The organism is Petrimonas sulfuriphila (genome assembly GCA_038561985.1).
GTDB lineage: Bacteria > Bacteroidota > Bacteroidia > Bacteroidales > Dysgonomonadaceae > Petrimonas > Petrimonas sulfuriphila.
The window spans coordinates 3,309,151-3,321,468 of the sequence record CP073276.1; the positions used below are offsets into that span (position 1 = coordinate 3,309,151).

General features: G+C 44.5%; 10 protein-coding genes. 5 read left to right on the plus strand and 5 right to left on the minus strand.

Annotation, left to right across the window (positions count from 1 at the left end):
* Nucleotides 1-88 precede the first annotated feature (88 nt).
* From secA to KCV26_14060, 4 genes are all read right to left on the minus strand, one after another.
* Nucleotides 89-3,385: a preprotein translocase subunit SecA gene (gene secA / locus KCV26_14045; GenBank protein WZX36401.1), complete on the minus strand. Its 3,297-nt coding sequence runs from the start codon at nucleotides 3,383-3,385 to the stop codon at nucleotides 89-91.
* 97 nt (nucleotides 3,386-3,482) lie between these two features.
* Nucleotides 3,483-5,066: an alkaline phosphatase family protein gene (locus KCV26_14050; protein WZX36402.1), complete on the minus strand. Its 1,584-nt coding sequence runs from the start codon at nucleotides 5,064-5,066 to the stop codon at nucleotides 3,483-3,485.
* Nucleotides 5,067-5,169: 103 nt separating this feature from the next.
* On the minus strand, nucleotides 5,170-6,414 hold the full coding sequence (locus KCV26_14055; protein ID WZX36403.1) for a DUF4105 domain-containing protein: 1,245 nt from the start codon (nucleotides 6,412-6,414) through the stop codon (nucleotides 5,170-5,172).
* Between the two features lie 461 nt (nucleotides 6,415-6,875).
* Nucleotides 6,876-8,018, minus strand: a complete 1,143-nt coding sequence (locus KCV26_14060; protein ID WZX36404.1) for an IS110 family transposase — start codon at nucleotides 8,016-8,018, stop codon at nucleotides 6,876-6,878.
* A gap of 143 nt (nucleotides 8,019-8,161) precedes the next feature.
* On the opposite strand from KCV26_14060, the gene KCV26_14065 reads away from it, so the two are divergent.
* Nucleotides 8,162-8,764: a SagB/ThcOx family dehydrogenase gene (locus tag KCV26_14065; GenBank protein WZX36405.1), complete on the plus strand. Its 603-nt coding sequence runs from the start codon at nucleotides 8,162-8,164 to the stop codon at nucleotides 8,762-8,764.
* Between the two features lie 84 nt (nucleotides 8,765-8,848).
* On the opposite strand, the gene KCV26_14070 is transcribed toward KCV26_14065, so the two are convergent.
* Entirely contained in the window at nucleotides 8,849-9,103 is a 255-nt protein-coding gene (locus tag KCV26_14070) for a type B 50S ribosomal protein L31 (GenBank protein WZX36406.1), read from the minus strand.
* A 178-nt stretch (nucleotides 9,104-9,281) separates the two neighbouring features.
* Here KCV26_14070 and KCV26_14075 point away from each other — a divergent pair, with 178 nt between their 5' ends.
* The 4 genes from KCV26_14075 (at nucleotide 9,282) to ruvA (ending at nucleotide 12,315) form a co-directional block, all read left to right on the plus strand.
* Nucleotides 9,282-10,535 carry a CinA family nicotinamide mononucleotide deamidase-related protein gene (locus tag KCV26_14075; protein ID WZX36407.1) on the plus strand — a complete coding sequence of 418 codons (1,254 nt, stop codon included), beginning with the start codon at nucleotides 9,282-9,284 and terminating at the stop codon, nucleotides 10,533-10,535.
* Nucleotides 10,525-10,968 carry a TlpA family protein disulfide reductase gene (locus tag KCV26_14080; GenBank protein WZX36408.1) on the plus strand — a complete coding sequence of 148 codons (444 nt, stop codon included), beginning with the start codon at nucleotides 10,525-10,527 and terminating at the stop codon, nucleotides 10,966-10,968. The genes KCV26_14075 and KCV26_14080 overlap by 11 nt, the downstream gene beginning before the upstream one ends.
* Entirely contained in the window at nucleotides 10,965-11,582 is a 618-nt protein-coding gene (locus KCV26_14085) for a class I SAM-dependent methyltransferase (protein ID WZX36409.1), read from the plus strand. The genes KCV26_14080 and KCV26_14085 overlap by 4 nt, the downstream gene beginning before the upstream one ends.
* A 142-nt stretch (nucleotides 11,583-11,724) precedes the next feature.
* Nucleotides 11,725-12,315, plus strand: coding sequence for a Holliday junction branch migration protein RuvA (gene ruvA, locus KCV26_14090; GenBank protein WZX36410.1), 591 nt, complete (start codon nucleotides 11,725-11,727; stop codon nucleotides 12,313-12,315).
* The last annotated feature ends 3 nt before the right edge of the window (nucleotides 12,316-12,318 follow it).

Here is a 12,318-nt window from a genome sequence, read left to right on the forward strand (position 1 = left end):
GAAGGTTTTTTCCAACAAAAAACAACCCGAAGCAAGTTAAATTTGCTTCGGGTTTGTTTGTTCTGTTGTTTTATCTTTTAGACTACTATCAGGCACCTTGTCCGTGACAATTTTTGAATTTTTTCCCGCTTCCGCAAGGGCATGGATCGTTTCGACCCACTTTCTTTTCCACGCGGACTGGCTCTAGTTTTCTTTGTTCAGGCTGTCTAGGTGAACCATTGGATGAGGGCCCCCCTTCAATTTCATCCTTTTGAGTACGGTATTTGCTGTAATCGGTTTTCTGTTCAGGGGCAGCCTGGCGAACGTTTTTAGGATCCTGAACGGGAATCTGGCCACGCATGAGGATAGAAACCGCCTTTGAATTGATGTCGTTGACCATTATTTTAAATAGACTAAACGATTCAAGCTTATAAATCAGTAGCGGGTCTTTTTGTTCGTAACTGGCGTTTTGAACCGAATGTCGTAATTCGTCCATTTCCCGGAGATGTTCCTTCCAGTCTTCGTCGATGGTGTGGAGTAAAATTGATTTTTCAAACGATTTGACCAGCGCTTTTGACCCCGATTCATACGCTTCTTTCAGGTTGGTAGCAATGTTGTATATTCTTTTTCCATCGGAAATGGGGATAAGGATGTTTTCATACATGGCACCCTGTTTTTCGTACACATCCTTGATAACCGGCTGGGCAATTTCTGCCAATCGATCCGCTTTGCGCTTGAATCCCGAAATAGCCTTTTGAACCACTTTTTCAACTTGCACGTCGATTTTCATCTCCTTCATCTCTTTTTCGGAGAAAGGAATCTCAACTGCCATTACACGGAAAAGGTCCAGTTTCATGTTTTCGAAATCGTCCTCGTTAGCCTCCACCACATTCTTGGCCGTCTCCGTTATCATGTTGGTAACATCAATCTCGATACGGTCGCCCATCAATGCATGACGGCGACGTTTATAGATCACTTCGCGTTGAGAATTCATCACGTCATCGTATTCCAACAACCGTTTACGAATACCAAAGTTGTTTTCCTCCACTTTTTTCTGGGCACGTTCCACCGATTTGTTCAACATGTCGTGCTCAAGCATATCGCCTTCCTTGAAGCCCATCCGGTCCATAAGCCCGGCAATCCGTTCGGTGGCAAACAAGCGCATCAGGTCATCTTCGAGAGATACGAAAAAAACCGAAGAGCCCGGATCTCCCTGACGGCCGGCACGGCCACGTAACTGACGGTCGACACGGCGACTTTCATGCCGTTCCGTACCTATAATAGCCAACCCTCCGGCATCTTTTACCTCCGGCGTAAGTTTAATATCGGTACCACGCCCCGCCATGTTGGTAGCGATGGTTACCATTCCACGCTGTCCGGCATTGGCAACAATTTCCGCTTCGCGTTGATGTAATTTGGCGTTCAACACGTTGTGTTTTATTTTTCGAAGTGTAAGCATCCTGCTTAACAGTTCGGAAATCTCTACTGAGGTTGTTCCCACCAGAACCGGGCGGCCTTTAGAAATGGTATTTTCTATTTCGTCGATTACCGCTGTATATTTCTCACGTTTGGTTTTATAGATGCGGTCGTTCATATCATTACGGACAATGGGCCGGTTGGTTGGAATCACCACCACGTCCAGCTTGTAAATGTCCCAAAATTCACCAGCCTCTGTTTCTGCTGTCCCGGTCATACCCGCAAGCTTGTTATACATCCTGAAGTAGTTTTGCAAGGTAATGGTGGCAAAGGTTTGCGTCGCAGCTTCCACTTTCACCCGTTCCTTTGCCTCAATAGCCTGATGCAACCCGTCAGAGTAACGGCGTCCTTCCATAATACGGCCTGTTTGTTCATCCACGATTTTCACTTTGTTGTCGATCACCACGTACTCGTCGTCTTTCTCGAACAGGGTGTAAGCTTTAAGAAGCTGGTTTATCGTATGAACACGTTCCGATTTTATCGCGTAATTCTGTAGGAGCTCATCTTTTTTAGCTGCTTTCTCTTCGTCGGACAACGGCAGGTTGTCCAGTTCGGCCAGTTGCGAGGCAATGTCGGGCAACACAAAAAAGTGCGGATCGTCCGACTTCCCCGTCAGCAGGTCGATGCCTTTATCGGTCAATTCGATGCTGTTCTGTTTCTCGTCAATCACGAAGTACAACGGGTCGGTAACGATATGCATGTTGCGCGACTGCTCCTGCATATAAAACTCTTCGGTCTTCAGCATGGCCGCTTTCACACCCTGTTCACTTAAAAATTTGATGAGCGGCTTGTATTTTGGCATACCCTTGTAAGAACGGAAGAGCAACAAGGCTCCTTCCTCCTGTTCCTTTTTATCTTCCGAAGTCATTTTGGCTTTTGCATCAGCAAGCAACCGGGTAGTAAAATCACGCTGTGCTTTTACCACCTGCTCCACCCGTGGACGGAAAAGATCAAACAACTGATCATCGCCTTTCGGAACGGGTCCCGATATGATCAAGGGGGTACGCGCATCGTCAATTAATACGGAGTCAACCTCGTCCACGATGGCATAGTTGTGTATACGTTGCACCAGATCTTTGGGTGAAACAGCCATATTGTCGCGAAGGTAATCGAACCCAAACTCGTTGTTCGTACCAAAGGTAATGTCGGCTTCGTAAGCCTTGCGGCGGGCGTCGGAGTTGGGTTCATGCTTATCGATACAATCTACCGAAAGCCCGTGGAACATGTATATTGGCCCCATCCACTCCGAGTCACGTTTGGACAAGTAATCGTTTACGGTAACCACATGCACTCCTCTGTGTGTAAGAGCATTGAGGAATACCGGCAGGGTGGCCACCAACGTTTTCCCTTCACCGGTTGCCATTTCGGCAATCTTGCCCTGGTGCAGCACCACGCCCCCAAACAGCTGCACATCGTAATGCACCATGTCCCAGGTTATTTCATTGCCACCGGCAACCCAGCGATTCAGGTAAACAGCCTTATCTCCCTCTATACGCACAAAATCGTGACTGGCCGCTAAATCACGGTCAAAATCGGTGGCCGTAACCACAGTTTCCGGGTTTTCCTTAAATCTTTTAGCTGTTTCCTTGACAATAGAAAATGCTTCGGGAAGAATTTCCGATAATATTTTCCCCAATTTCGATGTAATCTCCTTTTCAATTTTATCTATCTCGTTCCAAACCGACTCGCGTTTTTCGAGTTCCACTTCTTCAATACTGGCTTTTAGCTCCGCGATACGGGCGTTATCCCCGGTAATGTATTCTTCTATTTTCTTTTCGAGTTCTTTGGTTTTTGCACGTAACTCATCGTTTGAGAGCTTGGCTATTCCCGGATAAGCCTCCTTTATTAAATTTACAATGGGGTTTATCTCGTTCAGGTCCCTCTGTGCCTTATTACCAAATATTTTACTTATAAATGAATTGAATCCCATATTGTTTTGTATTGCGGGTTTCGGATTTCAGGTCCGACCTGTTGTACGGATTTATCCGGTCCCCTTAATTTTAATTGTTAATTGTTAACTTCTCTATTTAAAACAGTTCTTCCAAAATATTGGCTTGGGCAGCGTTGGGAGCACGAATCCGCAAGCGGTGTGAAACGCTGGGGGCGATCTCCGTTGCATCAATCACACGATTGATCCGCTGCGGTTTAATGTTGTTTCCGAAAAAGATGACCGGCGCATGAACGGCATTGTCTCTTACGCGGACGTTGTTGTTGAGGTCATTTTCTACCACTACCTTCCATCCGGGCTGCAATTCCAGGTAAAGATCACCCGATATTCCTTTGTAGAAACCATTTCTGTAATGTTGCACACGTTGATTGTAAGCACCGTGCAGCATCTGGTGAGAGGTAATGACATCCTGTATACCGGCCGATTGAACAAGAAATTCCGCCGCTTTTTGCTGAAATTCCACGAAATTGATTTTCCGGTCTTCAATCAGTTTCCGGTTGAAAAACAGCTGCTGGTTGTAATATTTGCTTACCCATTGTTCGCGACCGTAAATGGCCATGAGATACATGTTGAGCAATGCGATGCTCCTGTCGGGATAAAAATCTCCGCCTGAAGTAACCATATCCGAAGGGTGGATCTCCTGTTCGTTGAAATATCCGGTGGAAACCACAAAGATCAGGGTGTTCTGCAGGCCTACAGCTGAATCAATAGCTTCGAGCAGTTTCTCTATTTCCTGATCCAGCCGGTAGTAAGTGTCTTGCACTTCAACGGAATAGTTTTTGTCGAGCGAATTTTCAAAATTGCCGGCATAGAAAGTCAACGCCAGGAAATCAGGATTTTGACGTTTTCCCAACGAGCTGGATTTTAGTACCTTCTCTGCAATTTCACGAACTTCCGTGTTAACATAAGGCGACTGTTTCAATAACCGAACGTGATTTTTTTTATCCACACCGAAGTAATGCTGGAAGTTATACAGGTTCTTGGTATAAGGAAACGCTTTGTAATTCGATATGTCGATAGCTGGGCGCCACGTGATGGAACCAATTTTCTTACTCAATGACTCCGGTGTACGGTTATGTTGATCCACGATGGGTTGCCGGGTTTTATAAAAAGCCGTCGTTGCCCAGTTTCCGGTCATGTCTTCAACCCAGTACGCACCACTGGCAGCGTGTCCTCCGGATGCCAATGCCTGTGAAGCGTGAGGCGCAAAAGCAAACACATCCGATTGTCCTCCGGAAGCGATTTTGAGTTCGTCGGCAAGGGTAGAAACCTTTACAGGTAATGGAGAATAACGTTCGGTAGTGAAATTTCCGGCATAATTGTTATCGGAAAAAGCAGGAATTTCCCGGTTTTCTTTCAGTATAAACCTGTTTTCTCCGGTAATTCCGTGGTAAGCGGGATTGGCACCCGTGAAAATGGTAGTGATGGTGGAAGCACGATCAAGGTGGGGAAAATCAAATTCCAGATCTGCATAAACCAACCCCCCATTCAGGAGCCTTTTAAATCCTTTTTCTCCGAAAGTATGTTGAAACATCTCCAGGTAATCGCCGCGTAATTGATCTATGGTGATCCCCACAACCAACTTGGGGACGATTGGTGTGTCCTGGGCACAAAGAGCGGTTACCGAAAAAAGAGCGACAAGAGAGGATAATATTTTATTCATTTGAGAGTATATCTTTCATTTAAGCTTGTTCTGTTGGCTTCTTTATGTGCGCAATACAGTTCTTATTGTATCATGCAAAAACCGTGCTACGTTTTGATTCACATCATTGCCCCCAACCTGCCTTCATGTATTTCGACGAAACATACCGCTTATTAACCTTTCTCCTTTTCGTCTGCATAAATACATTCATTCCCGATCTGAGCCACATACTCATTGAAAAAAGAATGCCTGCCACCGGTAATTGTTGTGGCAGCAACCACCAGAAAAGCAGAAAGAGGGTTAGGGCTGCAAAGTTAATAAAATGATAGATATTTACCGCTTTTTTCACCGGCTTTGCCCAAAATAAAATGGCAGCGACAAGCGCAAAAATGTTTAGCCATACAAAATTCCAGTTAGGATTTGTAGCCGGATGCTCCGAAAAAAACATCAGGAGAAACAGGATACATCCTCCCAAGCCGTAAACAGCGAACAAAATCGTGTCATAAATTTGGGGCAACTGGGTTTTATTCCACTTTATGTATTGAATAATCGATACCAGCAAGGTTATAAAAAAAAGCGCGAATGCCGCTATTAACGGTGAAAATATAATCTGTTCGCTACCATTGTCCTCCTCATTTGAAACCAATACCGTAGTTGTACTTCTGATAAGGGGGTAGCTGACAGAGTCGCTCTTAACAACGGTTGCCCCCTCAAATGAATTCATCAAATAAGAAGGAATAAACATTTTTGCACGAACATCAATAGGGGAATCGGCTCCCGCACCTATGACCAAATCAATACCGAATTTGTTCCACGGATAGGGTTGTAAACATTCGTGCAAGAGATCCCGATAGGTTTGTCCTTCCTTTGTGGGTGGGTATATAATCTTACCTCCGGCGAATTTCTCCACCATATCGCGCGGACGTGTGGCGCAGTTGTCGTAAAAATAATTATACCGATACCCCCTGTTTTCCGGCAAATGATTGAGGTACAAGGCCTCCCATAACTGTTGCTTTTCCGGTTGAGCTAAATTAAGCTCCTGTTCATAAACGGCCACCTTCTTGTAGGCATATTCGCTGATAAATCCTTCAAAAGATGTTGTTCCCAAAATATAATCGGTTTCTCCCCTTACAAAGTGATACATAAAATTGGGCTGGGTAGGATCAAAAAAACCGTAATTGAATACAATATCCATGTGTGCGGAATCGTCCTGTACACGCAACGCCGTATGTCCGTAAAACGCATAAACTGCTCCCGACCATGGCCCGCAGGTCATCAGGCTTATTTTGGCACTGTCGCTCAATACTACCTGGGCATTTGCAAAAACCGACATCGTGATAAGAATCAGGGCAAAAAAATATTTTTTCATTATCGACTGAACTTATGTTGGAAATGCAAATTTACATATAAAAGTTTATTTTCACGGCTTTTCAATCAATGGAAAAACCACAGGACCTCCACCTACCTCTCGGTTTCTGACACAACCGATGCCTGAAAAATGGGATAATCCGCTATATTTTAACCTGTTTTTAAACCATACGTTCGGCATTTTTGGCTATATTTCCTCTATAAATCCATTTGTTTCCCTGCATAATAAACTCATTGAAGCTGGTTTGCTATATTTTAGACACATAGATTTACTGACGAAAGAAGAATGAACTTTCGTCAATGTAAATTAATTTCCTCTTCGAACTCTTACGGTTCTTGATCGGCGTTCAATACGGATTGTCTGCCACGGTCAGTTTGCGAACCGGGGTATAAAATCCACCACAAATATAAAGGCCTTACAAACAATCCGACTGCTCCGGAAAAGCGGAACAGGAGTCCGCCCTACGAAGCAGTTTTTTTCTTCAGATGATACGTTTCATCAAAGTTCTCATGTCTGGAAAGCAGTGTCCAGATAACGGTAAGCATCTCCCGTGCAACGGCTACGATAATGGCGTTATGGTGTTTCTTCATGCCTTTTAAATGCCAAAAACGGCAGTAAAACACGGATCCTCTTGTTCGGGCGGCACTCCATGCACATTCTATCAAAGCTTTTCTCAGATACTTGTTCCCGTGTGTTATTTGGCGGCTCTTAATTTTTCCTGCGCTTTCATCGTTACGCGGTCTGAGTCCTGCCCATGACACAAGGGCTGCTGCGGTAGCAAAAAGTTCCATATTGTCGCCTATTTCAGAAATGATGATGGCCGCCGAGAGCTCCTTCACACCCGGAATACCGAGCAGAAACAAAAATGCTTCCCGATAAAGGTTCATACACATTTGAACCATCGCCTCGTGGCATTGCTGTTTTTGTGATTGATACATGTCAAGCATCTGCGTGTATTGCCCAAGCAAATCCCTGTCGCTTTCAACGATGCAGCCCTCCAACGCATCATGCACCGCCGATTTTCCGTGTCGGTTAACCGTGCGCCCGTGGATAAGCCGGATAAGTTCATCCACGGATGTCTCACCCCTTATCAGGGAATCCACCACTTTGCGGTAGCTCCTGCTTCTGGTGCGCGAGACATAATTGCTCAAACGCACGTTGCAGCGCTGAAGAAGCATGTCGATACGCTGTTCACAACGAACCGTGTCCTTGTTTATCTCGTTGATGCGCCGTCCGTATTGGCGCAGGCGTTGAATGTTGCCGTCAGGAACAAAGCTGTCCCTGACTAATTCCTTGAGCAGGGCCGTGGCAATCCACTGTGCGTCTTTCACATCGCTCTTGCGACCGGGCAATTGTTTAAGAAACTGGGGGTTGACCAGATGAAGCTTGAAATCTGATTCCAATAAACGCCAGAGGGGAATCCAATAAATGCCCGTACTCTCCATACATACATCACTCACAAAACGGGAGTGCATTACAACGGCCATCCGCTTTATTTCGCGAGTGGTAACTCCGAATTTTTCTTCTGTTTTTTTGCCTTGCTCGTCCAGGATGCACATAAATATGCTATCTTTGTGAACGTCGAGGCCGCTAACTGTTCTCATAATGATAATTTTAAATTATACTTTGTGTCTTAGAACACGTTAATTACAAGTAGAACAGTTACGGCCCCGATTTTTATCGGGCGGCGTATAAAATTCAAACTTTTTTATATAAGTTTGTACGTCGTAAATCTAAAATTTTAAGCATGAACAAATTGGTTATTTTTCTTTTATTTTCATGGCTGACACTACCCTTGGATGCTCAGGACATTCAACTCTCCGCTCCGGATAAAAAAGGCGGAAAACCTCTAATGCAGGCGTTGAGTGAACGCAAATCCGCCCGTGAGTTTCAGGAAAAAGAACTGCCGGACGAGGTTCTATCCAATTTACTTTGGGCGGCCAACGGATTTAACCGCGAAGATAAGCGTACTGCCCCAACAGCCAACAACAGGCAGGAACTCGAACTTTACCTGGTGATGAAAAGCGGTATTTATTTTTACAATGCCCGGGAACATAGACTGGCGTTGGTAAAAAAAGGCGATTATAGGAAAAGTGCTGGTACACAAACCTATGTTGCCAACGCACCGGTGAATATCCTTTTTGTTTCCGATTCCGGAAAAGCATCGGGCAAAAACTATGCATACACCGATTGCGGCTTTGTTTCGCAAAATATTTATTTGTTCTGCGCCTCCGAAGGATTGGCAACGGTTGTACGCGGTTCGTACGACAAAAAGGTACTTGAAGAGCTCCTGCAATTACCGGCAAATCAGGAAGTGCTGCTCACACAAACGGTTGGCTATCCCAAATAGTTTGTCGGCTTCGCATTGTTCGTTAACAAAAACGGTGATTCTCTTTCGAAAACCACCGTTTTTTATTATTACCTGAAAAAGGATTTATTTTTTCTTACGATCTCCGTAACGGCTCATAAACTTGTCGACACGTCCGGCTGTATCCACCAATTTTTGTTTTCCGGTGTAAAACGGATGCGATGAACTGGTAATTTCAAGTTTCACCAAAGGATAAGTAACACCGTCAATCTCAATGGTTTCCTTGGCGTTTATAGTAGAACGTGAAATAAAAATTTCTTCGTTCGACATATCTTTGAAAACTACCGGGCGATAATTGCTTGGATGTATTTCTTTTTTCATTGTTATATGATTTGTTTTATTTTTGTTGCTTTGGATTTTCGGAATGCAAAGATATAACAATTCATTGAAATAGAAAAATTAAATAGAAATAATTTAGAAAAAATCGATTCCGATAGCTTAATTTTGTACGAAATTGGAAAGCTAAAAAGAAACAAGCATGTAAATCGGTTACACACAAATGAAAATAGAGATTATAACCGTTGGAGATGAAATCCTTATCGGGCAAATCATTGATACCAATTCCGCCTGGATGGCAGCAGAACTCACCCGGCAGGGATTTGAAACCGTGGCAATTACAACCGTCGGCGACCAGGAAGAAGATATGGCGAAAGCTATTGACACAGGCTTTTCCAGGGCGGATGTACTGTTGATGACGGGGGGAGTTGGACCCACCCGGGACGATATTACCAAGAAAACACTCTGCAACTACTTCCGTACCGAATTAATTTTCAACGAAAAGGTCTTTCGACAAATCAACCGTCTCTTTGCACACAAAAATTATCCGATGAATGAATTGACAAAGAACCAGGCTTTTGTTCCGAAAGGTTGTACTGTTATACAGAATAGAGTCGGAACAGCCCCCCTTCTTTGGTTTGAACAAAGAAGCCACATATTGGTTTCAATGCCAGGTGTTCCTTTCGAGATGAAAACAGCAGTAACCACTGAAATCATTCCCCGATTAAAAAAACGATTCCTATCGGTTGACTACCTGAAGTCTTCATTCCTCGTATCGGGAATCACGGAATCGTCATTGGCCATCCTGCTGGAAGACTTTGAAGCGACACTTCCAGGCAATTTCTCACTCGCCTATCTCCCCTCCTACGGATTGATCCGCTTACGACTGTCGGCCCGGGGCAAAGAGAACCTTCCGGAAATGAGGTTTCAAGAGAAAAAACTCAGGGAAGTGTTGTGCGATTTCCTTGTTGCTGATAGTGATGAACCGCTTGAAGCATTGCTGGGTGAAGCTTTGAGAAAAGAAAAGCTCACCCTCTCCACAGCCGAGAGTTGCACCGGAGGAAACATTGCCCACCGGATAACGCTTGTTCCGGGCGCGTCGGAGTATTACAAAGGTACGGTTGTATCGTACGACAACAGAGTTAAAATCTCCCTGCTGGAGGTTTCAAACCAAGCAATTGAAACGTACGGTGCCGTCAGCCGCGAAGTAGTGGAGCAAATGGCGCAGAATGTATCTGAAAAAATGAAGACCGACTGCTCCATAGCCGTATCAGGTATTGCCGGCCCTGATGGAGGCACACCCGAAAAACCAGTGGGAACGGTATGGATTTGCACCCGGATGCATCGCGAAACGGTAACGAAAAAATATCAATTCGGTACTTCCCGCGAAGAAAACATAAACAGAACAACCAACATGGCTATCCTACAGATGATAAAAATGCTTGACAAATATAAAAACAAAAAAGATGCAAACTAAAACAGAAAAAATCACCGTAAAGTCTCTGGACGGCAACACGCTGAATTTAATGGATATTTATCGGGGAAAACCTCTGCTAATCTTGTTTTTCAACATCCATTGCCTGGGATGTGTGGGCAGAGCAATCCCCTTGGCCTACGACTACCTGCAGGAATTCAAAGACCTGAACGTAGTGGCCATCCACACCACTTTTGGGAAAGAGATGATCTCCAAAGACGACATCCTCAACTTATTTACAATGAAGGAGCTACCATTCCCTATCTATTTTGACATTGAAAAAACAAATTACGAAACGTTTGAATGCGAGGGCACACCCCATTGGATTCTGTTGGATAAAGAAGGCAACCCGACCCGGTCAATTTTCGGATCGCAGGATGGCTCCCAAACCCGCTTGATTTACGCACTCGAAGAATTAACACGAGAATCGGAATGAAAGAATTCTGGGACAACAAATATTCCACAAATGAATATGTTTACGGAGAAGAACCGAATGAATACTTCAAGTACGCAATAGATACTTTTCTACCGGCCGGAAGATTACTTCTACCGGCCGAAGGAGAAGGTCGGAATGCCGTGTATGCTGTCAAGAAAGGCTTGGAGGTAGTCGCGTTCGACCAAAGCAAAGAAGGAAAGAAGAAAGCCCTAAAACTGGCTGACAAAGCCGGTGTAAAAATTGATTATCGAGTAGGTGAACTTCCCGATCTTCCGTTGGAGGGAGAAATTTTCACCGCTGCCGCTCTTATTTATGCTCATTTTACCCCACAACTGCGTTTGGAGTATCACCGGTTGATCGGTAAACTTATCAAGCCCGAGGGTCTTATTATTGTGGAGGGATTCAGCCAACAGCACATCGAATATCAGAAAAAATATCCCAATATCGGTGGGCCACGAAATATCGGGATGTTGTATACCCTGGAGATGATCCGGAGTGATTTTGACGATTTTGAGCCCATCGAATCAAGTGAAGGAGAGGTGGAACTTTCCGAAGGAAGCAGCCACATAGGTACCGGTAACGTAATCCGGTTCATAGGAAGGAAAGTCAAGTGAAAACCTACTGAGTTGCCTGTGTCCGGAAAGGTTGTTTTAAGGTTTTTGCTTATAAACGATTTTTCTCCCCCTGATTTATACGTTTTAACCAAAATTTCCGTTATATTTACTGAATCGAGTATCGTTACAACTTTTTGAATTTATGATTGACTATATCAAAGGTGAAATCGCTGAGTTAACACCTGCTTCCATTACAATTGAATGCAATGGCATTGGCTATATGGCAAATATTTCCCTGAACACGTACACCGCACTCAACGGCAAACAATCGGCCAAGCTTTACATTTTTGAATCCATCCGCGAAGACGCACACGTGCTTTTTGGTTTTGCCGACAAACACGAACGCGAAATTTTTCTACACCTTATCAGCGTATCGGGTGTCGGCCCAAGCACAGGACGAATGATTTTGTCGTCACTCAGTTCCCGTGAACTGGAAGCGGTTATTGCTTCTGAAAACGCGACTGTACTCCAGTCTGTAAAGGGTATCGGTGCAAAAACCGCACAACGCATCATCATCGATCTGAAGGATAAGATCAAGTATACGGAAGAGGGTTCAACGGTGAAAATACCGGCTGCCTTGTTTATCTCGGGAGCGGCCCTGGAAGCTGTTTCTGCACTGGTGATGCTAGGATTTACCAAACAAGCTTCGGAAAAGGCAGTGGCAAAAATAGCGAAAGAATCACCGTCACTATCGGTAGAGGCCATTATTAAAGAGGCGTTGAAACGGATGTAAAAT

Bases quoted from the DNA above. Each gene is read 5' to 3' on its own strand.
- secA (WZX36401.1), bottom strand. From the start codon at position 3,385: ATGGGATTCAATTCATTTATAAGTAAAATATTTGGTAATAAGGCACAG.
- KCV26_14050 (WZX36402.1), bottom strand. From the start codon at position 5,066: ATGAATAAAATATTATCCTCTCTTGTCGCTCTTTTTTCGGTAACCGCT.
- KCV26_14055 (WZX36403.1), bottom strand. From the start codon at position 6,414: ATGAAAAAATATTTTTTTGCCCTGATTCTTATCACGATGTCGGTTTTT.
- KCV26_14060 (WZX36404.1), bottom strand. From the start codon at position 8,018: ATGAGAACAGTTAGCGGCCTCGACGTTCACAAAGATAGCATATTTATG.
- KCV26_14065 (WZX36405.1), top strand. From the start codon at position 8,162: ATGAACAAATTGGTTATTTTTCTTTTATTTTCATGGCTGACACTACCC.
- KCV26_14070 (WZX36406.1), bottom strand. From the start codon at position 9,103: ATGAAAAAAGAAATACATCCAAGCAATTATCGCCCGGTAGTTTTCAAA.
- KCV26_14075 (WZX36407.1), top strand. From the start codon at position 9,282: ATGAAAATAGAGATTATAACCGTTGGAGATGAAATCCTTATCGGGCAA.
- KCV26_14080 (WZX36408.1), top strand. From the start codon at position 10,525: ATGCAAACTAAAACAGAAAAAATCACCGTAAAGTCTCTGGACGGCAAC.
- KCV26_14085 (WZX36409.1), top strand. From the start codon at position 10,965: ATGAAAGAATTCTGGGACAACAAATATTCCACAAATGAATATGTTTAC.
- ruvA (WZX36410.1), top strand. From the start codon at position 11,725: ATGATTGACTATATCAAAGGTGAAATCGCTGAGTTAACACCTGCTTCC.